At 73.1% G+C, this 25528-nt stretch carries 19 protein-coding genes and 1 tRNA gene; 12 read left to right on the top strand and 8 right to left on the bottom strand.

What is annotated here, in order from left to right:
- The first annotated feature begins 171 nt into the window (after nt 1-171).
- Nucleotides 172-2316, top strand: a complete 2145-nt coding sequence (locus ACZ4Z4_RS07590; protein ID WP_468323597.1) for a hypothetical protein — start codon at nt 172-174, stop codon at nt 2314-2316.
- Here ACZ4Z4_RS07590 and ACZ4Z4_RS07585 read toward each other — a convergent pair.
- Entirely contained in the window at nt 2304-2696 is a 393-nt protein-coding gene (locus ACZ4Z4_RS07585; protein WP_468323595.1) for a hypothetical protein, read from the bottom strand. The genes ACZ4Z4_RS07590 and ACZ4Z4_RS07585 overlap by 13 nt on opposite strands.
- Nucleotides 2697-2984: 288 nt before the next feature.
- Here ACZ4Z4_RS07585 and ACZ4Z4_RS07580 point away from each other — a divergent pair, with 288 nt between their 5' ends.
- Complete coding sequence (locus ACZ4Z4_RS07580; protein ID WP_468323593.1) at nt 2985-3992, top strand: helix-turn-helix domain-containing protein; 1008 nt, start codon at nt 2985-2987, stop codon at nt 3990-3992.
- 20 nt (nt 3993-4012) lie between these two features.
- On the opposite strand, the gene ACZ4Z4_RS07575 is transcribed toward ACZ4Z4_RS07580, so the two are convergent.
- Nucleotides 4013-5713, bottom strand: coding sequence for a translation initiation factor 2 (locus ACZ4Z4_RS07575; protein ID WP_468323591.1), 1701 nt, complete (start codon nt 5711-5713; stop codon nt 4013-4015).
- A gap of 290 nt (nt 5714-6003) precedes the next feature.
- Between ACZ4Z4_RS07575 and ACZ4Z4_RS07570 the strand changes: the two genes are divergently transcribed.
- Together ACZ4Z4_RS07570 and ACZ4Z4_RS07565 are read left to right on the top strand one after the other, a co-directional pair.
- The gene (locus ACZ4Z4_RS07570) at nt 6004-7371 is read left to right on the top strand and encodes a radical SAM protein (protein ID WP_468323588.1); all 1368 of its coding nucleotides are present in this window, start codon (nt 6004-6006) and stop codon (nt 7369-7371) included.
- Between the two features lie 138 nt (nt 7372-7509).
- On the top strand, nt 7510-8244 hold the full coding sequence (locus ACZ4Z4_RS07565; RefSeq protein WP_468323585.1) for an SDR family NAD(P)-dependent oxidoreductase: 735 nt from the start codon (nt 7510-7512) through the stop codon (nt 8242-8244).
- Between the two features lie 40 nt (nt 8245-8284).
- On the opposite strand, the gene ACZ4Z4_RS07560 is transcribed toward ACZ4Z4_RS07565, so the two are convergent.
- Both ACZ4Z4_RS07560 and ACZ4Z4_RS07555 read right to left on the bottom strand, forming a co-directional pair.
- Nucleotides 8285-9811, bottom strand: a complete 1527-nt coding sequence (locus ACZ4Z4_RS07560) for an amino acid permease (protein ID WP_468323582.1) — start codon at nt 9809-9811, stop codon at nt 8285-8287.
- A gap of 69 nt (nt 9812-9880) precedes the next feature.
- Nucleotides 9881-10873 (bottom strand): hypothetical protein, encoded by a 993-nt coding sequence (locus ACZ4Z4_RS07555; RefSeq protein ID WP_468323579.1) that lies wholly within the window; start codon nt 10871-10873, stop codon nt 9881-9883.
- A gap of 271 nt (nt 10874-11144) precedes the next feature.
- Between ACZ4Z4_RS07555 and ACZ4Z4_RS07550 the strand changes: the two genes are divergently transcribed.
- Genes ACZ4Z4_RS07550 through ACZ4Z4_RS07540 form a run of 3 tightly spaced genes read left to right on the top strand, consistent with a single transcriptional unit; the run spans nt 11145 to nt 15237 of the window.
- Complete coding sequence (locus tag ACZ4Z4_RS07550) at nt 11145-12605, top strand: FGGY family carbohydrate kinase (protein WP_468323577.1); 1461 nt, start codon at nt 11145-11147, stop codon at nt 12603-12605.
- Nucleotides 12605-14020, top strand: coding sequence for an FAD-dependent oxidoreductase (locus ACZ4Z4_RS07545; protein ID WP_468323575.1), 1416 nt, complete (start codon nt 12605-12607; stop codon nt 14018-14020). Before ACZ4Z4_RS07550 ends, ACZ4Z4_RS07545 begins: the two co-directional genes overlap by 1 nt.
- Nucleotides 14017-15237 carry an NAD(P)/FAD-dependent oxidoreductase gene (locus ACZ4Z4_RS07540; RefSeq protein WP_468323572.1) on the top strand — a complete coding sequence of 407 codons (1221 nt, stop codon included), beginning with the start codon at nt 14017-14019 and terminating at the stop codon, nt 15235-15237. The genes ACZ4Z4_RS07545 and ACZ4Z4_RS07540 overlap by 4 nt, the downstream gene beginning before the upstream one ends.
- 16 nt (nt 15238-15253) lie before the next feature.
- On the opposite strand, the gene gap is transcribed toward ACZ4Z4_RS07540, so the two are convergent.
- A complete protein-coding gene (gene gap, locus ACZ4Z4_RS07535; RefSeq protein WP_468323570.1) occupies nt 15254-16258 on the bottom strand; it encodes a type I glyceraldehyde-3-phosphate dehydrogenase in 1005 nt (334 codons plus the stop codon).
- A gap of 88 nt (nt 16259-16346) precedes the next feature.
- Between gap and ACZ4Z4_RS07530 the strand changes: the two genes are divergently transcribed.
- From ACZ4Z4_RS07530 to ACZ4Z4_RS07520, 3 genes are all read left to right on the top strand, one after another.
- Complete coding sequence (locus ACZ4Z4_RS07530) at nt 16347-16835, top strand: MarR family winged helix-turn-helix transcriptional regulator (RefSeq protein WP_468323568.1); 489 nt, start codon at nt 16347-16349, stop codon at nt 16833-16835.
- Nucleotides 16836-17016: 181 nt separating this feature from the next.
- Complete coding sequence (locus ACZ4Z4_RS07525) at nt 17017-18204, top strand: thiolase family protein (RefSeq protein WP_468323565.1); 1188 nt, start codon at nt 17017-17019, stop codon at nt 18202-18204.
- 85 nt (nt 18205-18289) lie between these two features.
- A complete protein-coding gene (locus ACZ4Z4_RS07520) occupies nt 18290-19807 on the top strand; it encodes a long-chain-fatty-acid--CoA ligase (RefSeq protein WP_468323562.1) in 1518 nt (505 codons plus the stop codon).
- A 40-nt stretch (nt 19808-19847) separates the two neighbouring features.
- On the opposite strand, the gene ACZ4Z4_RS07515 is transcribed toward ACZ4Z4_RS07520, so the two are convergent.
- Entirely contained in the window at nt 19848-21932 is a 2085-nt protein-coding gene (locus tag ACZ4Z4_RS07515; RefSeq protein ID WP_468323559.1) for an MDR family MFS transporter, read from the bottom strand.
- Between the two features lie 102 nt (nt 21933-22034).
- Nucleotides 22035-22562, bottom strand: coding sequence for a DUF309 domain-containing protein (locus ACZ4Z4_RS07510; RefSeq protein WP_468323557.1), 528 nt, complete (start codon nt 22560-22562; stop codon nt 22035-22037).
- Between the two features lie 108 nt (nt 22563-22670).
- Between ACZ4Z4_RS07510 and ACZ4Z4_RS07505 the strand changes: the two genes are divergently transcribed.
- A tRNA-Pro gene (locus ACZ4Z4_RS07505) sits at nt 22671-22744 on the top strand.
- Between the two features lie 190 nt (nt 22745-22934).
- Complete coding sequence (locus ACZ4Z4_RS07500; protein WP_468323555.1) at nt 22935-24242, top strand: cation:proton antiporter; 1308 nt, start codon at nt 22935-22937, stop codon at nt 24240-24242.
- A 48-nt stretch (nt 24243-24290) separates the two neighbouring features.
- Here the strand turns inward: ACZ4Z4_RS07500 and ACZ4Z4_RS07495 are convergent, their stop codons facing one another.
- Nucleotides 24291-25523, bottom strand: coding sequence for a cytochrome P450 family protein (locus ACZ4Z4_RS07495; protein ID WP_468323553.1), 1233 nt, complete (start codon nt 25521-25523; stop codon nt 24291-24293).
- Nucleotides 25524-25528 lie beyond the last annotated feature (5 nt).

Here is a 25528-nt window from a genome sequence, read left to right as displayed (position 1 = left end):
AGCACTTCCCGCTCCCCGGAGAAACTGCCCGGTTGTCGCCTCCTGCGTCACTCCTGTGAACAGGCCCCCAGGAGACGTCCGCCGCCCTCTCCCGTCACGGAACTCGGGCTCCCTGTCGCGAAACACCTGAGCCCCTCTCACCGAACGCGAGCGTCTCCTAGGGTTGGGGCCGTGGACGAGCGGACGCGGAACAGTGTGAGCGGGCAGGCACAGGTCGGGACGGCCGTCCAGACGGGCCGGGTGGAGGTGCTGAACGTGTACGGCGCCCCGGGCACGCCCGAGGACTCCCTCATGCCCCATCAGATGCCCCCGGACGTGCGGCACTTCGAGGACCGCGACGACCAGCGTTCGCGCGTGCTCGACATCGCCGCCCGCCCCAGGACGGCCGGACGCCCGCTGGTCGTCTCCGTCACCGGCGTGCACGGTGTCGGCAAGACCGCGCTCGCCGTGCACCTGGCCCACCGCCTCGCCGACGAGCACACCTACGTGGTGCGCTACGTCGACCTCGACGACCACCGGCCCGACGGCGGCGCCGACCTCGCCGACGTCATGGGCGAACTGCTGCGCTCCTTCAAGGTCACCGACCTCCTCGAAGGCCCACCGGCGCGGCGCCGCAAGCAGTACTGGGAGCAGACCGGCAAGCGGCGCCTCGTCCTCGTCCTGGACAACGTCCGCTCCGGCACCGAGGTCAGCCGGCTCCTCCCGTCGTCGGCGGAGAGCGTCGTGGTCGCCACCAGCCGCCAGACGCTCTACGACGTGGAGGGCGGCGTCGACCTGGAGCTCCCCGTCGGCCCGCTCGAAGAGCCGCACGCCGAGCGGCTGTTGCACCGCATCGTCGACGACCCGCGGCTCACCGCCGATCCCGCGTCGGCCGCCGAGCTCACCCGGATCTGCGGCGGCCTGCCCGCCGCCCTCCACGTGGCCGCCGAATGGCTGCGCAAGCACCGCACCCGCAGACTCGCACGCCTCACCGCGCAGCTCGCCGCCGAACTCGACGCGAAAGGGGTGCCCACGGTGGAGGCCGTGTGGGACGCCGCGTACCAGGACCTCACCCCGGGCGCCGGCGCGCTCTACCGGCTGCTTGTCGAGCACCCCGGCCCCTGGATCGACCCGGAGGCGGCCACCGCGCTGCTCGGCAGGGGAGAGGACGAGGCCGAGGACGCCCTGGACGAGCTGGTCAGGGCGAGCCTCCTGACCAGGGAGCGGGACGGACGGCTGCGCCTGCACGACCTGCTGCGCGCCCACGCGGCACGCCGGGCGGACCGGGTGCGCCGGGACGGCGACAGCACCGAGGCGGGCGAAGGCCGGCGGCGCGTCATCCGCTGGTACCTCCGCCAGGCCCAGCGCGCCGACACGCTGCGCGCCGGCCCGCGCATGACCTTCGCCGAGCCGGTGCCGTGCCTGCCCGGCACCCCCGACACGGACTTCGGCATCACCGCCGCCGACAGCGAGAAGCAGCGGAAGGCGAAGGCGCTGCACTGGCTGGAGGCCCAACGGTTCGCGCTCCACGACTGCGTGCGCATCGCCCACGCGCACGGACTCGACGCGGAGGCCTGGGCGCTCTGCGAACCCCTGTGGACCCACTACATGGACCACCCCCGCCTCACCCGGGTCATCGACACCTTCAGCACGGGACGCGACGCCGCGCTGCGCGCCGGAGGCCCCCTCACCGCACTGATCCGCATGCGCTGCCAGCTCGCGCGCCCGCTGTGGGAGCGGGGACGTTTCGACGACGCGGCGACGGAACTGCGGCTCGCGTCCGCGGCCGCCGAGACGCTGGGGGACACCACCCCGGAGAGAAGGCTGCGCGCCTCGGTCATCGAGTTCCGCGGACTGCTCGGCGCCGCCCGCGGCGAGTGGGCGGCGGCGGCCGCGGACTTCGAGGCGTCCGGACGCGTCCACACGGAGATCGGCAACGCCTACGGCGCCATGCTCCAGACGTACCTGCTCGGCAAGGCCCTCACCGAACTCGGCGAACTCGACCGCGCAGCACGCCTGTTGACGGCCGCGCACACGCGGGCCGAGGAGCTGGGCCGAGCCCGCCTCACCGCCCGTACGGGCTTCGCGCTCGCCCGGGTGCTGCGCCGCGTCGGACGGTCCGGCGAGGCCATGGCGCTCTACGACGAGTCGCTGCGGGAGGCCCGCCTCAGCGAGTCCCCCCGCGAGGAGCTGCGGGCCCTGGACGCCCTGGCCGACCTGGCCGCGGAGACGGGGGACGAGGCCGCCGCCACGGAGTACCGCACCGCGGCGCGCGCGGTGCGGGAGCGGGGCGGCGGCCTGGACGACCCCGGTGAGGCGTCAGCTCAGCACGCGTAGTTGCTGCCGCCGTTCGTCAGGTTCCCGTCGTACACCCAGCCCTGGGCTCCGGTCGAACGGACCGTCACATAGGTCCACGTGTTGCCGGACTCGTTCGTGGTGTAGCAGTGGTAGTCGACCGCCGTGCTGTGGACGGGGTTGCTGCCGCAGGTGTTGTGCGGGCCGCTGCGGCGCAGCGTCTGGGTGCTGACCGTCTGCCCGCCGCCGGGGTCGATGTCGCTGTGGGAGTGGGAGGAACAGCTCTGGACCCCGCTGGGGGACCAGCGGGGCGGTTCCCCGCCGGCGTCGGCGGCAGGGGCCGCCTGTGCGGTCGTGACCGAACCGCCGGCCAGCAGAGCGGCTCCCGCCGCGAGCCCGACGAACCAGGTGCGAGTACGCATGATGCTCCTTGGAGATCGATGTGCCGGACGGTGACATTGACTGGATGAAACCTGCCGACCGGGAGCGGTGGTGCATAGGTTGGCCGCCTTCCTGTGCTCAGGCATCGAAGGGGGCGGCGGCGTGAAGGTCGGAACCGGTCGGGGCAGACGCTGCCCGTTGCGCACCACGCCGACAAGGCCGAACGGCGTTCGAGCCTGTTCGGAACGGTGCTCAGCGCGTTCCGTACACGCCCGCACGCCAGGGCGTCGCCCGTCGGCGAGGGCTCTTCGCCGGCTCCGGCCGACGCCGTGACGAGCCGGGACGAGGGAGGCGCCGCGGCCGGACGGCCGGCCGAAGCGCCGGAACCGGCGGGGGTCGGCACCCCGGCCGAGTTCGCGGCGGCGCTCCGCACGATGCGGATGTGGTCCGGACTGACCTACCGTCAGCTGGAGAGCAAGGCCACCGCACACGGAGACACCCTGCCCACCAGCACCATCGCGACCACCCTCGGCCGCGTCACCCTGCCCCGGGAACGGTTCGTCGAGGCCTACACCCGCGCGTGCGGCCTGGGTGACGAGGAAGTACGCCAGTGGCTCGCGGTCCGCCGGCGCCTCGCCACCGACGAACACGCACCGGTCGGCGGCACCGGGGGCGGCGGCACCGAGGGCGGCGACGACCGGACCGCCGCGTCCGTCCCGGTGCGCGCCCCGTGGTGGCACACGGCCGCCGGACTGGCCGCCGCAGCGGGCCTCGGGGTCGCAGGCACCCTCGGCGTCGGCAGTCTCGTCGACGCGCCGGAGCCGACGGCCGTGTCGGCCGCGATGCCCGTCACAGGCGTGCGGATCCCGGTGGTGGGCAGCTGGGCACGCATCCACCCCGCCCGGACGCCGGAGCTCTGCGTGACGGAGGGCAAGGACCGCACCGGTGCCTACAAGACCGCCGTCGCCGTCCAGCGACCCTGCGCGAAGGCGGTCCAGCCCCGCGTCTTCCTCGAACCCCTGGGCAAGGACGTCGTACAGATCCAGTGGCACCACCCGAAGTACCGCATCGGCTGCCTGACGGTCCTGCGGCAGGGGCCGGGCCGCGACCTGCTCGAACCTCGCGACGACTGCGCCGACGAGGACCGGGCCCAGCAGTTCCGCGTCAGCCCCCTCGGCCCGGCCGCCGCGACGCACTTCCGCCTGCAACCCGTCGTCACGGGCCAGTGTCTGAGCCTGCGCGACCAGGACACCGAAGCCGGCGCGGAGATCGTCCAGGGCCGCTGCTCCGGCGCCGCCGACCAGGAGTTCCTGATCGAACTCATCCCGCCTCCGTGAGGTCCCCGCCGGGGCGGGACCTAGATCTCCTGCTGCCCCTCCGCCTGGGTGGCGAGGGCCACGGTCGCGCGGTGGGTGCGGTCCGCGATGACGCAGGGGACCGTCACCGGGGCGGTGGGCGTCCCCGGGTGGTTCACGAGCCACGCGTGTACGCCGGAGAGCACCGCTGCCGGGTCCGCGTGGAGCAGGCGGCCACCCGGCTCCCGGTGCGGTTCGACACGGACGGAGAGGAGGGCGCCGCCGGACCGGCGCAGCACGCAGTGCGCGGCGCTCAGCGCGACGGCGGCCGTGCGCGGGCCGCCGTACTCGTCGAGCGCGTGCCGCGTCCAGCCGTCGACGGTCCAGGTCTCGCCGCGCACGGGGTGGCCGGCGGGGCGGGAGGCGCGGCGGAACACGAGCCCGGCGCTCTGCACCTGGGTGTCCGACGCCCTGCCGTCCTCGGCCGCCAGGTGATGGGCGGGTGCGTCGGAGCGTGCGGGCCGTCGTTCGATGTGCAGGTGCGGGCCTTGCCGGGAGATCTGGACGGCGAAGGCCGCGGGGGTGCGGGTGGCGGGTGCGGGGTCCGGCAGGAGGCGCGGCTCGGCGGGCGTGTCCGGCGGGGTCAGGCCGAGGACGCGGTACAGCTCCTCGCGCAGCCGGCGTACGGCATGCCCCCGCTCGGCGAACGCCTGCCCGGCCGCCGCGGCCGGGACACCGGGCCGGTGCGCGGCGACGGCGCGCTCCAGATCGGCCGCAGTCGGCCGGCCCAAGGAGGGCAACGCCGGTGCGCAGGCGAGGAGTCGGGCCATCGGGGTGCCCGGTATCAGCTCGCCGCCGCCGTCGCCCGCGGCGATCACCGGGACGTCGCGCGCCGCCGCCGCGTACAGCGCCGCCGAGCCGTGATCGGTGATCACCGTGTCGGCGGCGATGAGCAGCGAGGCCCACTCCTCGTGCGGCCGGGCCAGGACCATGCCCGCGTCGAGGGCGGGCGCGAGGTCCTGGGCGAGGTCGAACCCGCCGGTCCTGCTGTGTTCGTTGGGGTGCAGGACGAGCCCGAGCTGGTACGTGTCGTGGGGGAGCTCGGCGGCCAGGCGGGCGGGGAGCCCGGGGTGGCGCCGGAGCAGGGAGTGCGGCCCCCACGTGGAGGTGAGGACGACGAGTCGCCGCCCGTGGGTGCGCAGCGCGGTCCGGTAGCGCTCGCGCAGCGGCAGCGAGGCGAGGACCCGGTCGAGCGTGGGATCGCCGGTCACCGTGGCGCGCGCCGCCGCGGGCGGGCACTCGGTGGCGAGGCGGGCGACCTGGGAGGGGTGGGCGAGGGCGTGGAGGCGCGCCAGGGGCCGGCCGCCCGGCAGCAGGAGCGCCGGGGCCATGCCGGACGCGGAGTCGCCGGGGCCGCCCCCTTCCGTCTCCGCGCCGAGGGCCTTGTTGTAGCCCGCGCCGTGCGGCAGCAGGACCCGCGGGCCGCGGAGCTCGGCGAGGCCGCCCTTGGGGCTGGCGGCCAGGATCAGGTCGTGGCGGCAGGTGAGGGCCTCCGCCCACGGAATGGTGCGCGCGCCCGCCCGCTCGACGGCCGCGAGGGCGTCGGCGCCGAAGTCGGAGCCGGGCACGAGGGTGAAGCGGCGGCGGACGCGGTGGTCACCGGCGAAGACGGGGAGCACGTCGACGAGCCGGTGCAGGGCGGTCGCCGACCGGGCGGCGAAGAGCACGTGCTTCTCGCCGCTGCTGTCCGTCGCCGGAGGCACCCGCGACGGGACAGGACCCGCTGCCCGCTGCCCGCTGCCCGCTGCCCGCTTCGGCAGCATTCATCCTAGTCCGTGCCGGAGTGGTCTGTGGCCCGTTTCCGCACTTCGGGGCGGGTATGCGGGGGTCGGCGGGCGGCATGCCGGAGATCGTACCCGGCTCGCCCGGCCGGGCCCGCAGGATAGACCTGCGGCGGACGCGTCCTGCGACCGGAGTCGGATCCGGAACGGATCGGCGGGGTATTAGCGTGGACGGAACAGATCGGTCGACAGGATTCCGAGGTGCCCGGCCCATGCCAAGCCGCAGCGAGAGCCGTACCCAGCTCATCGAGTCACTCATGGAGCGGTTCCCGCACGTGCCGCGGGAAGCCGTGATCAAGGAGGATCTGCTGCGCGGCGGCATCGCCTTCGACGAGTCGGCGCTCAGCGATACCTCCAACGAGGCTTCCGGTGACGTCAAGCCGAAGTCGTACTTCATCTTCTCCTTCGACCACGGCACGCTCCCCGAGCTGGGCGCCGCCGCGCTGCGCCGTCCGCCGGAGGAGATCGTCCTCACCGGCGGCCCCTACGAGCTGCGCCGCACCGTCGTCTCGGTCCGCGTGAACCCGGCGTCGCCGTACCGCGTGGCCGCCGACGACAACGGCGTGCTCGGCCTCTACCTGGACGGCGTGCGGATCTCCGACGTCGGCCTGCCCCCGATGCCGGACTACTACCGGCACACGCTGGAGAACGGCAAGTCGGTGATGGAGGTGGCGCCCACCATCCAGTGGGGCTACCTCATCTATCTGACGGTCTTCCGGGTCTGCCAGTACTTCGGCGCCAAGGAGGAGTGCCAGTACTGCGACATCAACCACAACTGGCGCCAGCAGAAGGCGGCGGGCCGCCCCTACACGGGCGTGAAGCCGATGGACGAGGTCCTGGAGGCCCTCGCCATCATCGACAAGTACGACACGAACAAGTCGTCCACCGCGTACACGCTCACCGGCGGGGCCATCACCACGCGGCTCCAGGGCAAGGACGAGGCCGACTTCTACGGGCAGTACGCGAAGGCCATCGAGGAGCGCTTCCCGGGCCGCTGGATCGGCAAGGTCGTCGCCCAGGCCCTGCCCAAGGCGGACGTGCAGCGCTTCCACGACTACGGCGTGCGGATCTACCACCCCAACTACGAGGTGTGGGATCCGTACCTCTTCGAGCGGTACTGCCCCGGCAAGGAGCGCTACGTCGGCCGCGACGAGTGGCACCGCCGCATCCTGGACTCCGCGGAGGTGTTCGGGCCGCGCAATGTGATCCCGAACTTCGTGGCGGGCGTGGAGATGGCGGAGCCCTTCGGCTTCAAGACCGTCGACGAGGCCATCGACTCGACCGTCGAGGGGCTCCAGTACTTCATGTCGCGCGGCATCACGCCCCGCTTCACCACCTGGTGCCCGGAGCCGACGACCCCGCTCGGCAAGGCGAACCCGCAGGGCGCGCCCCTGGAGTACCACGTGCGGCTCCTGGAGGCCTACCGCGCCACGATGGAGGCGAACGGCCTCTCCTCGCCGCCCGGATACGGCCCGGCGGGCCCCGGCAACGCCGTCTTCTCGGTCAGCTCCTTCATGGACAGCCTGCCCGCGGAGAAGGCGGCCCCGGAGGACGCCGTGCTCCCGGCGGAGACCCGGTAGCCCCGCGCGGCCGCGGCGACGGCGCCCCTCGGCCCTGACGAAGATCACCGCTTCGTAGGATGACGGCGTGTTCCGGACGCGGGCCGACCCCCGCGTCCGGGCGGCGCGACAGTCAGCCACCCAGAGCCGGAGGTCCCCGTGCAGCTCCACCCCGTCACCGTCGTCACCGGCGGCAGTCGTGGCATCGGCGCCGCTGTCAGCGCACGGCTCGCCGCGGACGGCCATGACGTCGTCATCGGCTACGGTTCGAACGCGGCCGCCGCGCAGGAGGCCGCCGACGCGGTCCGCGCGGCCGGACGCCGCTGCGTCACCGTCCGGGTCGACACCGCCGACGAGGCCGACGTCGACCGCCTCTTCGACACCGCCGCCGCCGAGCTCGGCCCGGTCACCGGACTGGTCAACAACGCCGGTGTCAGCGGCCCCGTCGGCCCCCTCGCCGACGCCGACGCCGAGGGCATGCGCCGGGCGCTCGACGTGAACGTACTGGGATATCTGCTCTGCGCCCGGCGCGCGGTGCGGGACATGCGGGCCACCGGCGGCGGCGCGATCGTGAACCTCTCGTCCGCCGCGGCCACCCTCGGCGCACCCGGCGAGTACGTGCACTACGCGGCCGCCAAGGGCGCGGTCGACACGATGACGGTCGGTCTGTCCAAGGAGGTCGCGGCGGACGGCATCCGCGTCAACGCCGTGGCGCCCGGCGTCATCTGGACCGAGTTCCACGCCGACCCCGAGCGCCCCGCGAAGCTCGCGTCGGGCATCCCGCTGGGCCGCGCCGGCCGGCCGTCGGAGATCGCGGCGGCCGTCGCCTGGCTGCTCTCGGACGACGCCTCGTACGCGACGGGCACGGTGCTGAGGGTCGCGGGCGGCCGCTGACGCTCCGACGGGGGAGTCCCGACGCGCCCCCCGTACTCGGTCAGACGATGTTCTCCGCGACCTCGGCCTGCTCGCGGTCCGAGCCGTACGCCTGCGGGGTGCTGTAGGAGCGGCGCGCCACGAACCACCACACGGTGGCCAGGAGCAGCACCACGGCGAGCGCGATCGACGCGTAGTTCATCGTCTCGGCCGTCACCGGCGAGGTCTGCGGGAGACAGAACAGCACCGTCACGAACGCCACCCAGACCACCGCGGTCCAGCCGATGGGCCTGCTCCAGCGGCCCAGGTTCCACGGTCCGGGGCGGAAGCGGTCGCCGGCGCGCAGGCGCAGGTAGATCGGGATGGCGTACGCGGGCGTGATCCCGATGACGTTGATGGCGGTCACGGCGGTGTACGCGGTCGCCGAGTACAGGGACGGCAGGGCGATCACCGCGGCGAGTCCCACCGACAGCCACACCGCGGGCACCGGCACCTGGGTGCGGGAGCTGACCTTGCGCCAGAGCGCGGACCCCGGCAGCGCGTTGTCGCGGCTGAACGCGAACACCATGCGGCTCGCGGCGGCCGTCTCGGCGTTGCCGCAGAACAGCTGCGCCACGATCACGATGAGCAGCAGCGCCATCGCCCCGGACTCGCCGAGCGCGTCGATCATGATCTGCGCGGGCGGTACCCCGGTGTCCGTGTCGAGCGTGCCCGCGTAGTCCTGGATCGCGAAGGTCAGCCCCGTGAGCAGCACGAACCCGGCGATCCAGGACGCCCAGATGGCGCGCACGATGCCGCGGGCCGCGGACACCGACGCGTTGGAGGTCTCCTCGGACAGGTGCGCGGACGCGTCGTAGCCGGAGAACGTGTACTGGGCGAGGAGCAGGCCGATGGCGGTGACGTAGAGCGGGTTGTCCCAGCCGGTGCCGTCGAAGTACGTGGTGAAGACGTCCGAGGCGGACTGGTGGTGATCGGGGACGATCGCGAGGGCGCCGACGATCACGGTGACGCCGGCCAGGTGCCACCACACGCTGACCGAGTTGAGCAGGCTCACCAGGCGGACGTTGAAGAGGTTCAGGACGGCGTGCAGCAGCAGGATGCACAGGAAGATCAGGAACGTCTTCTCCGGGGTCGGCGTGAAGCCGAACTTCAGGTTCAGGAACGCGCCGGTGAACAGCGCGGCGCCGTAGTCGATGCCGGCTATCGCGCCGAGCAAACCGAGGAGGTTCAGCCAGCCGGTGTACCAGCCCCAGCGGCGCCCGCCGAGCCGGTCGGCCATGTAGTAGAGGGCGCCCGACGTCGGGTACGCGCTGGTGACCTCGGCGAGCGCGAGGCCCACGCAGAGCACGAACAGGCCGACGCCGACCCAGCCCCAGAGCATCACGGCGGGGCCGCCGGTGGTCAGCCCGAAGCCGTAGAGGGTCATGCAGCCGGACAGGATGGAGATGACGGAGAAGCTGATGGCGAAGTTGCCGAAGCCGCCCATGCGGCGGGCGAGGACGGGCTGGTAGCCGAGCTCTCTGAGCCGTTCCTCCTCGTCCTGGCGTGGCGCTGGGACGGAGCTCGACGACCAGGTGGTGCGGGACACGGTGGGACCTCCGGTGGGGAGCTGCGGTGGGGTGCGGGGAAGGTGGGGCCGTGGGGCGGGAGCGTGGGCCTAGCCGGGGCCGCGGGAGGCGCTGAAGCAGCGGGCGCGGGCCTGGACGAAGACCTCGGCGGCGGCGTCCGCGTCACCGGGGGAGTGGGTGCGGTACGCCCACGGCACGGTCGTGTAGAAGGGGTCGAGGGCCCGGAACACGCGCGACGCGTCGTGGAACTGGTGGGCGCCCCACAGCGCGTGCGCCAGGTGGTTCAGGTCCAGGAGCGAGGTCGTGGCGGGCGCCGCGTGGTCGAACCACAGATGCAGGGCGCGGAGCGCGGCGCGCGTGGCGTCCTCGGAGATCCAGTGCAGATCGAGGGCCTGCTCCTGCCCGGACTCCCTGCGGTACCGCTCGACCCGCACGTGCAGCGGCAGCAGGTGCAGCGCGGAGCCCGCGGGCGCCGACGCCGAGGCCCACTGCACGAAGTTGTACGCCTCGGTGAGCGGCCCCTCCGCGCGGCGCCCGTACACGAACTGAAGCATCCGGTGGTAGGCCTCACGGTTGCCCGGGTCCCGCTTGTCGGCCTCGGCGAGGAACTGCCAGGGGCCGGGGAAGAGCATCGGCTCCGGAGGTGCCACCCGGTGCTCGTCCCAGCGCTGCCCCACGTCCAGCCGGGCCAGGGCGAGCAGGCAGATCCACGGCACGGGGTCCTCGGGCGACATGGCCGACGCGTCGGCGCACGCGGCGACCGCCTCGCGCCACAGGTCGTTGGTCCCGCGGTGCCCCGTGCGGTGGGCACGCAGGGCCCGCTCCACCAGGACGCGGGTGTGCAGCACCGCGGCCGACGCGCTGCGCGGTTCCTCGGCGCGCCAGGTCCGTACCACGTCGGACCCGGCGACGGCGGCCCCCAGGATCTGCGTGCGCTGGGTCCACAGCCCCCAGTCGGGTGTCTCGGTCAGCAGGTTGCGCGTGGAGACCCAGCGGCCGGCCTTGAGGTCCTGGAGCACCGCGCGCAACGCTTCGTCGTGGCCTGCCGGGTGGTACACCGGGCGGCCTAACGGCATGGGCATGAGACCTCTGTTGGGGGAAGAGGGCGGAGGTTGAACGCTTAACGGGCGTGCTCGATGCGGGAGTTGCAGGTGTGGGCGGCGGTCGACGGGTGGGGCTCGGCGGACAGTGTAGATCCGGGCCTTCCGGTTGCAGGGGACTTCACCGATCTTTTATGACCCCGTTCTGTCAATACGGCGCGCCGAGCGATCATTTGACGGGCGTCTTCTGTCACCGCGATCCGTCACCGCGATCCCTTGACGCCCTCAGGGACGCTGTAGCAGTCTTCCCGCGGTGATCAGCTATCAGCGGCCCCCGGCGCAGCGCCCCGTGCTCGCCGTGGACCAGGGCACCTCCGGGACGAAGGCGCTCGTCGTCTGCCCGGAGCGCGGCGTGATCGGATCGGGCGCGGCGCCGGTGCGCCCCCGCCACCTGCCCGGCGGCCTGGTGGAGGCCGACCCCGCCGAACTGTTCTCCTCCGTCGTCGAAGCGGGCCGCCGGGCGCTCGCGGACGCGGGCGAACCGGTCGCCGCCGTCGGCCTCGCCAACCAGGGCGAGACCGTCCTCGCCTGGGACCCGGAAACCGGCCGCCCCCTCACCGACGCCCTCGTCTGGCAGGACCGCCGCGCCGAGTCGGTCTGCGCCGAACTCGTCGACCACGCAGAGGAGTTGCGGGACCTCACCGGCCTGCCCCTCGACCCGTACTTCGCCGCCCCCAAGATGGCGTGGATACGCCGCCACCTGACCCGGCGTGGCACGGTCACGACCAGCGACGCCTGGCTCGTCCACCGCCTCACCGGGGCCTGTGCGACGGACGCCGCGACAGCGGGCCGCACCCAGCTCCTCGACCTCGACACCGTCGCCTGGTCACCGCGCGCCCTGGAGCTCTACGGCCTCGGTGACGAACCGCTGCCCCGCGTCGTCGACGCGGCGGGACCGGTCGGCACGACCACCGCGTTCGGCCCCGAACTCCCCCTCACCGGCCTCCTCGTCGACCAACAGGCCGCACTGCTCGCCCAGCACGTGACCACCCCGGGCAGCGCCAAGTGCACCTACGGGACAGGGGCGTTCCTGCTCGCCCAGACCGGTGCGCGGCCACGGCGCGGCAGCTCCGGTCTGGTCAGCTGTGTCGCCTGGCGGCTCGCGGGCCGCAGCAGCTACTGCCTCGACGGGCAGGTCTACACGGCCGCGTCCGCCGTCCGCTGGCTCACCGACCTCGGCGTGATCACGGGCGCCGAGGACATCGACCCGGTGGGCTCCACCGTCCCGGGCGCCGGGGGCGTCACCTTCGTACCGGCACTCGCCGGTCTCGCGGCCCCCTGGTGGCGCGGCGACCTGCGCGGCTCACTGACCGGGCTCGGCCTCGACACCACCGCGGGCCACCTGGTGCGCGCCCTCTGCGAAGGCATCGCCGCGCAGGTCGTCTCGCTCGCCGACGCCGTCGCCGCCGACCTGGGACAGCCCCTGACGAGCCTGCGCGTCGACGGCGGTCTGACCCGCTCGGCGCTGCTCATGCAGACCCAGGCCGACCTGCTGCAACTGCCCGTCGAAGTCTCGGCTTTGCCCGACGTCACCGCCCTCGGCGCGGCCGCCGTCGCCCGCATGGGCCTCGACCCCGCACTCACCGTCGCCGACGTCGTCCCGCGGTGGGAGCCCGCCGCCGTCTACGAACCGCGGATCGACGCGGACCGGGCCGCCGAACGCCTCGCGGACTTCGACGCGGCGGTGACGGCACTCCTGGAACGTACGCCCTGATGGCGCTGACCAGGCGCGGCGCGCCGCCCGACGTGACGTACGACGTGACCGTCGTCGGCGCGGGAGTCGTCGGCTCGGCCGTCGCCCGCGAACTGGCCCGCCACCCCGGCCTGCGCATCGCCCTCCTTGAGGCGGCCAACGACGTCGGCGAGGGCACGTCGAAGGCGAACACGGCGATCCTGCACACCGGCTTCGACGCCGTGCCCGGATCCCTGGAGGCCCGGCTGGTCCGCGAGGGCGGACGGCTGCTCGCCGCGTACGCCGCCGAGTCCGGCATCCCCGTCGAACCGGTCGGCGCGCTGCTCGTCGCCTGGGACGCCGAACAACTGGCGGCCCTGCCAGGCCTCTTGGAGAAGGCGGAGCGCAACGGCTACGACGCGGCGCGGATCATCGGGCCCGCCGAGGTCCGGGCGCGTGAGCCGCACCTCGGCCCCGGCGCCCTCGGCGCACTCGACGTCCCCGGCGAGAGCATCATCTGCCCCTGGACCACCACCCTCGCCTACGCCACCCAGGCCGTGCGCGCCGGCGTCGACCTGCACCTCAACTGCCGTGTGCAGAGCGTCGATACGACGACCGACACGCACCTCCTGACCACGAGCCGCGGCGCAGTGCGGACCCGGCACCTCGTCAACGCCGCCGGCCTGCACGCCGACACCGTCGACCGGCTGCTCGGCCACGACGACTTCACCGTCACCCCGCGCCGGGGCCAGCTCCTCGTCTTCGACAAGCTCGCCCGCGACCTGCTGCGGCACATCCTGCTGCCCGTCCCCACGGCGCTCGGCAAGGGCGTCCTCGTCGCCCCGACCGTATACGGCAACGTCCTTCTGGGGCCCACCGCCGAGGAGCTGGACGACAGGACGGCCACCGGGTCGACGGCCGACGGCATCGCCGCGCTCCGTGAGAAGGGCCGCCGCATCCTCCCGGAGCTGCTCGACGAAGAGGTCACCGCGGTCTACGCCGGACTGCGCGCCGCCACCGAGCACGACGACTACCGCATCAGCGCCCACAAGGAACAGCGCTACGTCACCGTCGGCGGCATCCGCTCCACCGGCCTCACCGCGTCCCTGGCCATCGCGGCACACGTCACCGACCTCCTCGCCGCCACGGGTCTCGATCCGGCCGGCCCCCACGACCTGCCGCCCGTCCGCATGCCGAACCTCGGCGAGGCCTTCCCGCGCCCCTATCAGCGCGCCGACCTCATCGCCACCGATCCCGCCTACGGTGACGTGGTCTGCCACTGTGAACGGGTGACGCGCGGCGAGATCCGGGATGCCCTCGCGGCCACGGTGCCGCCCGGCTCGCTGGACGGCCTGCGGCGGCGCACCCGGGCGCGGGGCGGCCGCTGCCAGGGCTTCCACTGCGGTGCCGTGGTGCGGGAACTCTACGAACGGGGTGCGGAGTTGGGTACCGGATGAGGCGCGAGCGGATTGTCGACGTGCTGGTCGTCGGCGCCGGGCCCGCGGGCCTCGCCACGGCGGTCGGGCTTGCCGCGGCGGGCGTCGGCGAGGTCGAGGTGGTGGACCGCGAGCGGCAGGCGGGCGGGGTGCCGCGGCACTGCCTGCACGGGGGCTTCGGACGCATCGGGATGACCGGACCGCAGTACGCGGAGCGGTGCGTGGCCGCGGCCGTGGGCACCGGCGCGGTCCTGCGGACCGGCGTCACCGTCACGTCCTGGTCGGCACCGCTCACCCTGGACACCACGAGCCCCCGGGGCCTGGAGCGGATCACCGCCCGCGCGGTCGTCCTCGCCACGGGCGCCCGGGAGCGGCCGCGCGCCGCACGCCTGGTCCCGGGGACGCGGCCCGCCGGGGTCTACACCACGGGCGAGCTCCAGCAGGCCGTCCACCTCCACCGGCAGCGGATCGGCACCCGGGCTGTCGTGGTGGGCGCGGAACCGGTGAGCTTCACGGCCCTCGACACGCTGCGGCGGGCCGGGGTCTCCGTCACCGCGCAGGTCACCGAACACTCCCGCCACCAGGCGCCGCCCGCCCGCGCCCTGGACGCACGGCTGCGGCGCGGCGTACCGCTGCTCACCGACGCCACCGTGGCCGAACTCCTCGGCCGCGGCCGCCTGTCGGGGGTCAGGCTGCGCCACCGGGACGGCAGGACGGCGTACGTCCCCTGCGACACGGTCGTCTTCACCGGTGACTTCATTCCCGACCATGAACTGGCGCGGCGCGGCGGCCTGTTGCTCGATCCCGGCACGCGGGGCCCCGCGGTCGACAGCGCCTTCCGCACGGACGAGCGAGGCGTCTTCGCGGTGGGCAACGTACTGCACGCCGCCGAGCCGGCGCGCGTGGTGGCCCGAGAGGGGGCCCTGGCGGCCGCGGCCGTGCGGCGCTACCTCGCCGACGGGGACTGGCCCTCGGCCTCGGTGCCGCTGCGGGTCGCGGCCCCGCTCGCCTGGATCGCCCCGAACCGGCTCTGCCCGGACGAGCCGACGGACCAATTCACCCTCCGAGCCACGGAGTTCGTCCCCCGCCCCACCCTCGTCATCACCCAGGACGGCAGGACCCTGCACCGCGCCCGCCCGCGCCGCCCGGCCGTCCCGAACCGGCCGTTCCGTGTCTCCGGGAGCTGGACGGCGCGGGTGGACGTGCGGGGCGGCGCGGTCCGGGTCGCCCTCGGCTAGCCTCGGCAGCTTCCGGCTAGAGGGAGGCGCCGACCAGCCGGGCGAGGTCGATGAGGCGGTTGGAGTAGCCCCATTCGTTGTCGTACCAGCCGACGACCTTGACCTGCGGTCCCGTGACGCGGGTGAGCCCGGCGTCGAAGACGCAGGACGCGGGGTCGGTGACGATGTCGGTGCTGACGATGGGGGCCTCGGTGTAGGACAGCACTCCCTTGTACGGTCCCGCGGCCGCCGCCGCGTACGCCTCCTTGATCTCCTCGACGCTCGTGGGCCGTTGCGTGGTGACGGTGAGGTCGGTGACCGAACCGGTCGGGACGGGGACCCGCAGCGCGAACGCGTCGAGGCGGCCGGCGAGTTCGGGCAGGACGAGACCGATGGCCTTGGCGGCGCCGCTGGAGGTCGGGACGATGTTCAGGCCCGCGGCACGGGCGCGGCGCAGGTCCTTGTGCGGGGCGTCCTGGAGGTTCTGGTCCTGGGTGTAGGCGTGGACGGTGGTCATCATGCCGGAGTCGATGCCCACGGCGTCGTGCAGCACCTTCGCGAGGACGCCGAGGCAGTTGGTGGTGCACGAGGCGTTGGAGATGATCGTGTGCCGCTCGGGGTCGTAGGCGTCGTCGTTCACGCCGAGCACGATCGTGACGTCCTCGCCGCTGGCCGGGGCCGCGACGATGACCTTCTTGGCGCCGCCCTCGACGTGGGCGCGGGCCCGGTCGGCGTCGGTGAAGACGCCCGTCGCCTCGATGACCACGTCCACGCCGAACTCTCCCCAGGGCAGCCCTGCGGGGTCGCGCTCGGCGAACACCTGGACGGTCCGGCCGCCGGCGCGGATCGCGCCGGGCTCGGAGGTGACCTCGCCGGGGAAGCGGCCGAGGACCGAGTCGTAGGCGAGCAGATGGGCCATGGTCGGCACGTCGCCCAGATCGTTGACCGCCACGATCTCCAGGTCCGTGTCCCGTGCCGCCGCCGCCCGGAAGACGTTGCGGCCGATTCGCCCGAAGCCGTTGATGCCGATACGAACAGTCATGGAACTCTCTCCTTGCGCCGACGAGGCGCGGCCGAGAACAATATAAGCAGCTTACATAAGTGAGCAAAGTAATTTCAGGGTGGCGGACATGCACGACGACGAGCAGCGCGACGACAACCGGGACCACGGCGCCGGCGGCGGGGGCGGTGAGCTGGACGTGGAGGCGTTCACCGCGGCGATCGAGAACTTCAACCGCTTCTACATCCGCCTCCCGGTGCTGGAGAAGCTGCCGTTCACGACGCTGTCGGTGCTCGACACCCTCGCGTTCGGCGGCGGCCCCAGGCGGCTGACCGAGCTGGCGAAGACCGAGCAGGTCAGCCAGCCGGGCATCACCCAGCTGGTCACCCGTCTGGAGCGCGACGGCCTGGTGGAGCGCCGCCCGGACCCGACCGACGGGCGCGCCGTCCTCGTCCACCTCACCGAGAAGGGCCGCAGCATCGGCCGCTCCCGCCACGAGGACCGCACGCGGCATCTCGCGCCGCTCGTGGCTCAGTTGACCCCGGAGCAGCGCACGGCCGTGGCGGCGGCCCTGCCCGCCCTGGCGCGCCTGGCGGAACTGGGGCGGGGGGAGGCGTAAGGCGCCCTCGGCCCGGCGGTGGGCACTCCGGGGTCGGCGCAGGAGGGTCTTCGCCCGGGACCGGGGGCCCTTGGTGAGGCCCAAGAAACCCTTCCCATGGCCCCCACCTCGCGCATAGACTCCAAAACTAGCAGCGCTAATTTACGCAGCGAGACCTCGCAGAACGATCCGGAGCCGTATCGTGCGCACCGTCCACTTCGCCGCCGCCCGCCGCACCCCCATCGGCAGACTCCGCGGCGCCCTCTCCGCCGTCCGCCCCGACGACCTCGCAGCGGGCGTCGTGAGGGGCCTCCTCGCCGACATCCCCCAGCTGGATCCCGCCCGGATCGACGACATCTACTGGGGCGCCGCCAACCAGGCGGGCGAGGACAACCGTAACGTCGCGAGGATGGCCGCCCTCCTCGCCGGGCTCCCCGAGTCCGTGCCCGGCGCGACCGTGAACCGGCTCTGCGCCTCCGGACTCGAAGCCGTCACCACCGCCGCGCGCACGATCGCCGCCGGCGAGGCCGACATCGTCCTCGCGGGCGGCTCCGAGTCGATGAGCCGCGCGCCCTTCGTGCTGCCCCGCCCCGACGAGGCGCTGCCGCACCGCATGGAGACCGCCGACACCCGCCTCGGCTGGCGCCTCACCAACAAGCGGATGAAGGACCTCCATGGGGTCCTCGCCATGGGCGAGACCGCGGAGGAGGTCGCCGAGCGCTACGGCGTCCCGCGCGAACGCCAGGACGAGTTCGCGCTCCGCAGCCACCAGCGGGCGGCCGCCGCCCGCAAGAACGGCCATTTCGACGACGAACTCCTGCCCGTCACGCGCCCGGACGGCGTCGTCGTCGACGCGGACGAATGCGTGCGCGAGGACACCTCGTACGAGAAGCTCAGCGGCCTGCGCCCCGTCTTCCGCGAGGGCGGCACCGTCACCGCGGGCAACGCGTCGCCGATGAACGACGGCGCCGCCGGGCTGCTCCTCGTCAGCGAGGAGGCGCTCAACGACCTCGGCCTCGAATCCCTCGGGCGGTACGCGGCAGGGGCCTCGGCGGGCGTCCACCCCGACGTCATGGGCATCGGCCCCGTGCCGGCCACGCGGAAGGTGCTGGCCCGGGTCGGCTGGGAGATCGGCGACCTCCAGGAGGCGGAGTTCAACGAGGCGTTCGCGGCCCAGGCGCTCGCCTGCGTCGACGCCCTCGGCATCGACCCCGAGCTGGTCAATCCCTCCGGCGGGGCCATCGCACTGGGCCACCCGCTCGGCTGCTCCGGCGCCCGCATCCTCACCACCCTGCTGCACAGAATGCGCCGCACCGGCGCCACGCGCGGCCTCGCCACGATGTGCGTGGGCGTGGGACAGGGCAGCGCGCTCCTGGTCGAGCGCGACTGACCCCGGGGACGACCCGGGGATCCCCCACGAAAGACGCACCCCAAGCCCCACTGCCCCAGCCCCTCGGAACGGAGCATCCTTCCTCATGGCCACGCTGTCCCTCGCCGCGATCCTCGCCGAGCCCGCCCGCCGTCACCCGGACCGCATCGCCCTCGTCGAGGGCGCACAGCGCTTCACGTTCCGGGAGCTGTGGCGCGAGGCCCGCGCCCAGGGTGCGGCTCTCGCGGAGCTCGGTGTGCGGCCGGGGGACCGTGTCGCGCTGATGGCGCCCAACACCGCCGAGTTCCCGAAGGCGTACTACGCCGTCCTCGCCGCGGGCGGAGTCGTCGTCCCCGTCCATCTGCTGCTCTCCGCGGAGGAGGTCGAGCACGTCCTGCGGGACAGCGGCGCGACCCTGCTCCTCTGCCACCCCGCGCAGGCCGGGACGGGCGGACCGGCCGCCGAGGCCACCGGGGTGCGGATGCTGCGGCTCGGCGCCGAGGGCGAGCTGGAGAGCCTCGCCCGCACCACCGAGCCCCTCACCACGTACGTCACACGTGACGCCGACGACCCGGCCGTCGTCTTCTACACCAGCGGCACCACGGGCGTCCCCAAGGGCGCCGTGCTCAGCCACTTCAACCTGGTGATGAACGCGACGGTCAACGCCTTCGACGCCAACGACATCCGCCCCGACGACACCGCCCTCGGCGCGCTCCCGCTCTTCCACGCCTTCGGCCAGACCGTCTCCATGAACTCGACGTGGCGGGCGGGCGCCACCCTCGTCCTGCTGCCCCGCTTCGACGCGGCACGGGCCATCGAGCTGATGGTCGCGGAGGGCGTCAACACCTTCCACGGCGTCCCCACCATGTACGTGGGCCTGGTCGCCGCAGCCGAGGCCGCCGAGCGGCTGCCCCGGCTGCGGATCTGCATCTCGGGCGGCGCCTCGCTGCCCGTTGCCGTGCTCGAACGCTTCGAGAAGGCCTTCGGCACCCCCGTCTACGAGGGGTACGGGCTCTCCGAGACCTCTCCGACCGCGTCCGTCAACCAGCCCGACTTCGGCACGAGGCCCGGCACCATCGGCCACCCGCTGTGGGGCGTCGACGTGGAGATCGCCCGCGCCGACCTCGACGACCGTGTCGAGCTGCTGCCCACCGGTGAACTCGGCGAGGTCGTCATCCGCGGCCACAACGTCTTCTCCGGCTACCTGGGGCGCCCCGAGGCGACTGCCGAGGCCCTGGTCGACGGCTGGTTCCGCAGCGGCGACCTGGGCACCAAGGACGCCGACGGCTTCCTGACCATCGTCGACCGCAAGAAGGACGTCATCATCCGCGGCGGCTTCAACGTCTACCCGCGCGAGGTCGAAGAGGTCCTGATGCGCCACCCGGCCGTCGCCCAGACCGCCGTGATCGGACTGCCCGACCCCGTGCACGGCGAGGAGATCTGCGCCGTCGTCGTACCGGCGGCCGACGCCACGCCCGACGACGCGGCGGCGATCATCGAGTGGTCCAAGGACCACCTGGGCCGGCACAAGTACCCGCGCCTCGTGGAGTTCATCGACGAGCTTCCCCTCGGCCCCAGCATGAAGGTCCTCAAGCGGGAACTGAGGGCGCACTACAGCGCGTAGGAACCATTCCCGGGCGGGCCCGGGGGCGCCACGAACCCCTTCAGCGCGCGCCGACCGTGGCGCCCGTCGTCTCGGGTGTGAGCCCGTGCTCCAGATCCTCCGCGAGCAGCCGCTTGGCGATCGCGTCGACCGCCGCGGCGAGCTCCTGGTCCGGCGGCCGCCCGAGATCCTTCGTGACCTCCTCGCCCAGCCAGGCGGACCACGCCCGGGAGACGACCTCCGCCTCGCGCTCCCCGGCGGGCGTGAGCGAGAAGTACACGTCCGTACGGGTCAGATAGCCCTCCTCGACCATGCGGTCGAAGACGGGCACCAGGACCTCGGGCGGGAGCCTGCGCCGGGCCGCGATCAGCCCCAGGCTGGCGTGCCCGACCATGCGGGTGAAGAGCGAGACCTGCATGACCGCCCAGGCGCCCGCGATGTCCAGGCGGGTGTCGGAGTCCCGGATGATGCCGCGGGCCGTGGTCATGCCCACGTTCCGGATGATGTTGGCGACGCCCCGCTCCAGCAGATGCCCGGAGTCGCCGCTGGACGGCTGCGCGAAGCCCTCGCCCATGTCCGGGGCGCCCATGCGCGCGCTGTCGCGCAACTGCACCTGCTTGAGGAAGAGCGCCACCAGGAACCCGAGAAGCGCCACCGGGACGGTCCACAGAAAGACCGTCTGGAGGGTGTCCGCGTATGCCTTGATGATGGGCTCCGCGCCGGCCGCGGGCAGTTCGTGCAGCCCGCCCGGGCTCTGCGCCGCCCTGCCGAGCACGGCCGGGTCACCGCCGGCCCGCGCCGCCTCGGCGACCCCGTCCTTCAGGTTCGGCGCCAGGGTGTTGGCGTAGATGGTGCCGAACACGGCCGTGCCGAACGAGCTGCCCAGCGTACGGAAGAAGGTGACTCCGGACGTGGCGGTGCCGAGGTCGGCGTACGCGACGGTGTTCTGCACGGCGATCGTCAGGACCTGCATGCACAGCCCGATGCCGGTGCCGAGCACGAACATGTACAGCGACTCCAGCCAGGTGCTGGTGGTCCGCCCCATCAGCGAGAGCAGATAGAGCCCGAGCGCCATCACCAGCGCGCCGACGATCGGGAAGACGCGGTACGTGCCGGTCTTGCTGACGACGTTGCCGCTGAAGACGGAGGCGATGAGCAGCCCGACGACCATGGGCAGCGTGCGCACACCGGAGACGGTGGCCGAGTCGCCGTCGACGTACTGGAGGTAGGTCGGCAGGAACGTCATCGCGCCGAGCATCGCGAAGCCCACGATGAAGCTGAGGATCGAGCAGACCGTGAAGACGGGGTTGGCGAAGAGCCGCATCGGCAGCATCGGCTCGGCGGCCCGCGTCTCGACGACACAGAACAGCGCCAGCGCGACCAGCCCGCCGACGAACAGACCGATGATCGTCGGCGACCCCCACGCGTACTGGTTGCCGCCCCAACTCGTCGCCAGGATCAGCGCGCTCGCGCCGACGGCGACGAGCGCGATGCCCAGATAGTCGATGACGGGCCGCACCGCCGACTTCACGACGGGGATCGTGCGGGCGGCCGCGAGGACCACGACGATCGCGATGGGCACGTTGACGTAGAACGCCCAGCGCCACGTCAGATGGTCCGTGAACAGCCCGCCGAGCAGCGGCCCGATCACCGTGGACACCCCGAAGACGGCACCGATCGCACCCTGGTACTTGCCGCGCTCCCGCAGCGGGATCACATCGGCGATCAGCGCCATGGACGTGACCATGAGCCCGCCCGCGCCGATGCCCTGCATCGCCCGCCAGGCGATCAGCAGCGTCATGTTCGTCGACAGACCGCACAGGAACGACCCGGTGATGAAGATGACCGCGGACACCTGGAAGACGACCTTGCGCCCGAACAGGTCACCGAACTTGCCGACGAGGACCGTCGCGACGGTCTCCGCGAGCAGATACGACGTGACGACCCACGACATGTGTTCCGCGCCGCCCAGATCCGACACGATCGTCGGCAGCGCGGTGCCGACGATCGTCTGGTCGAGGGCGGCGAGCAGCATCCCCAGCATGATCGTCACGAAGACGACGTTGCGGCGCCGCCGGTCGAGCACGGGCGGCGCCTGCGCCTCGGCGAAGGCGGAAGCAGCCGACTGGTCGGTGGTCGTCGTCACACGGACACCCTCACACCGCCCCCGGCCATGTGCATGCCGGGCGAGTCCGGTGCGGTGACAGGGCCGCCGTCCGCCGAACCGGCGGACGGGCCGCCGCTGCCCCTACCGTGTCCCGCCGCGCAGTCGCGGCGCGTGGGACGCCGCGTCCACCGCGCTCCCCTCCCGCTCAAGCCGCCCGGCCAACGTCTCCGCCCAGGTGACCAGTTCGGCGACACCGATCCCGTACGGCCGGTCCTGCCCGGTCCGCGCGCTCCAGTCGGAGACGGCGGCGGCCCCGCGCAGCAGCAGGCGGGCACCGCCCGTGGTGTTGCCGCGCGCCGAGTGCGTGAGACCGACGGCGAGCTGGGCCAGCCCCTTCCACAGGCCGCGCTCCGCCTCGGGCCCGGACTTCCACGCGTCCTCGAAGACCTCGTGAGCGTGGAAGGGCCGCCCCGCGTCCAGCAGCGCCTGCGCCTCGCTCACGGACTCCTCGGGCGCGCGCACGACACCCTCCGGCTGCCGCGGCACTCCGTCGGCGCCGTACGGCAGCGGCCGCCCGAGCCCGTCGCGGGGCCGCTGGTTGCGGGCCCGCCCCTCCTCGTCGCGATCCCGCTCACGGTCACGTCCGTACGGTCCAGGTGCAGAGCTCATACGCCGATTGTCGCGCGTGCCTGACGGCGGTCACCGCAGGACGAAGCACCCGTCCGCGTGGGGTAGAGTTCTACCTGTGATCACGCGGGAACACCGCGCGGAACACCACGGGACGTGGCGCAGCTTGGTAGCGCACTTGACTGGGGGTCAAGGGGTCGCAGGTTCAAATCCTGTCGTCCCGACTCGAAAGAGTCGCAGATCAGGGGCCGTTTCAGAGAAATCTGAAACGGCCCCTTGATCGTTTTCCGGGCCGTGCTGCCCGAGACCGCGTAAGGCGCCCTCACCAGGGCACGTGGAACTGTGAGCCGTGTGGTGCGGTGCAACCCATGTGAGGTATGGGTTGGGGGACACGGAAAGGACAGGCACAGCACAGTGACGCTTGCCGACGGCGTGTTCGTGTGGCTGGGAGCGGGAGCGCTGCTCGCGGCGGTGCTGCCCCGCGTGGTGGCCGGGCGGCCGCTGTCGCTGCCCGTGGTCTTCCTGGTGGGCGGCGTCGCCGTGTACCTGCTGCCGCTGCCCCTGCCGGCGGTCGACCCCATGCAGCACCGGCTGCTGACCGAGCACGTCACCGAAGTCTGCGTCATCATCGCCCTGATGGGTGCGGGCCTTGCCCTGAACCGGCCGGTGGGCCCACGGCTGTGGTCCTCGACCTGGCGGCTGCTCGGCATCACGATGCTCCTGACCTTCGTCGGCACCGCGCTGGCGGCCTGGTGGCTCCTTGACTGGCCGCCCGCCGCCGCCCTGCTGCTCGCGGCCGTCCTCGCACCGACGGACCCCGTGCTCGCCTCGGAGGTGCGGGTGGGCGAGCCCACCGGGGACGAGCACGACGAGGACGAGGTGCGGTTCGCCCTCACCAGCGAGGCGGGGCTCAACGACGGGCTCGCCTTCCCGCTCACCTACGCGGCCATCGCGCTGGCCGCCGCTGCGGGGTCCGGCTGGTCGGCCGAGTGGGTCGGCGCGTGGGCGGTGGAGGACGTCGCCTTCAAGGGCGTCGTCGGCGTACTGAGCGGGCTGCTTGTCGGGCGGCTCCTGGGCTGGCTGTTCTTCCGGACCCGCGCGACGGCGCTGCGCCTGTCCGAGTACAAGGAAGGATTTGTGGCACTCGCCGCCACCTTCCTCTCGTACGGGGTGACCGAACTCGCCGGTGGCTACGGCTTCCTGGCGGTCTTCACCACCGCGTGCACCGTCCGGGCGGCCGAGCGCGCACACGGCTTCCACAACGTGCTGCACGACTTCGTCGAGCAGGTCGAGCGCCTGCTCACCGCGGCCCTGCTCTTCCTCCTCGGCGCCTTCGTCGCGCTGGGCGGCCTGGCACCGCTGACCTGGCAGGGCGCCGCCACCGGGCTGCTGCTCCTGCTCGTGATCAGGCCGCTCGCCGGCTGGGCGGGGCTCCTGGGCGGCCGGGTGCGGGGCCGGGAGCGGTGGATGGTCGCCGCCTACGGCATCCGCGGCATCGGGTCGCTGTACTACCTCGCCTACGCGCTGGGCCGGCAGAGTTTCCCGGTGCCGGAGCGGGAGTTGTGGGCGGTGGTGACCTTCACCGTACTGGTGTCGGTCGTGCTGCACGGCCTCACGGCCGGGCCGGTGGTCTCCCGGCTTGACCGGCGCAGAACCGCCCGGCCCTCGCGGAAGAGGGAGCCGGCGGATCACGCGGTGGACGGCACCGGGCGCGGCTCGTAGAGGGTGGCCGTGGCCGACCGGCCGTCGGCCACGGCCACCCTTACCTCGTCAGGGCTGCGCGGGCCGCAGGCGTACGGGCAGGGCCTGGTGGCCGTTGCTGAGCAGGGAGCCGAGGGGCTTCAACTCGCCTGCCGGTACGGCCAGTTCGAGCTGCGGGAAGCGGTCGAAGAGCATGCGCAGAGCGGTGCTGACCTCAAGGCGCGCGAGCGGGGCCCCGAGGCAGAAGTGGACGCCGTGGCCGAAGGCGAGGTGCTCCTTGACCGTACGAGTGATGTCGAAGTCGTCCGCGCTCTCGCCGTGCCAGTCCGGGTGCCGGTTGGCGGCCGCGTAGGAGGCGAGGATCGCCTCGCCCTTGGCGATCGTCCGGCCGTCGGGCAGGGCGATGTCGGTCACCGCGTACCGCAGGGGCAGGTGCCTGACGGCCGGTTCGAGGCGCAGGGTCTCTTCGACGGCCTCGCTCCAGTCGACCTGACCCGAGCGGAGCAGCGCGAGCTGGTCGGGGTGGGTGAGCAGCTGGGTGATCGCCTGGTCGATGACGTTGACCGTGGTCTCGTACCCGGCGCTGATCATCAGCAGCAGCGTGTCGCGCAGTTCGTCCTCCGACATGCCGCCCTCCTCGTCCTCGTCGCGCGAGGCGATCAGCAGGGAGGTCATGTCGTCGCCGGGCTCGCCGCGCTTTGCGGCGATGAGCAGGTGGAGGGCCTCGTAGAGCGCCTTGGTGTTGGCCTCGGACTGCTCGGCGGTCAGGGTGGTGTCGAAGACGCCGTCGACGACCCGGCGGAAGGCGTCCTGCTGCGCGGCCGGTACGCCCATGAGCCGGCTGATGACCGCGATGGGCAGCGGATACGCGAGGTGTTCGCGCAGGTCGACGGTGTCGCCGGGCGGGAGCGCGGCCAGCCCGTCGAGGATGTCGGTGACGAGCGTGTCTATGCTCTCCCGCAGCGCGGTGATGCGGCGGTGGCTGAAGGCGGGGGCCACCAGGCGCCGCAGACGCCGGTGGTCGGCGCCGTAGGCGGTGAACATGTTCTCCACCGCGACCCACAGCGCCAGCGGCCACCGCTGGACCGTGTCGGTGAACTCCGGCCAGTGGGCGCGGGCGTCCTTGGAGACGTCCGGACTGGTCAGCAGCTCCTTGAGGAGCGCCGGGTCGGTGACGGACCAGGCGGTGACGCCCAGGATGTCGACACGGACCGCCTGACCGTGCGCCCGCAACCTGCGGTGCTCGTCGTGTGCGCGGGCTCCGGTGGGGTCGAGGACGATCGGCTGCGTGGGCACGGCCATGGTGG

The sequence above is a fragment of the Streptomyces sp. NPDC030245 genome, from assembly GCF_055572995.1.
This window is presented reverse-complemented; position numbering and strand designations above follow the sequence as displayed.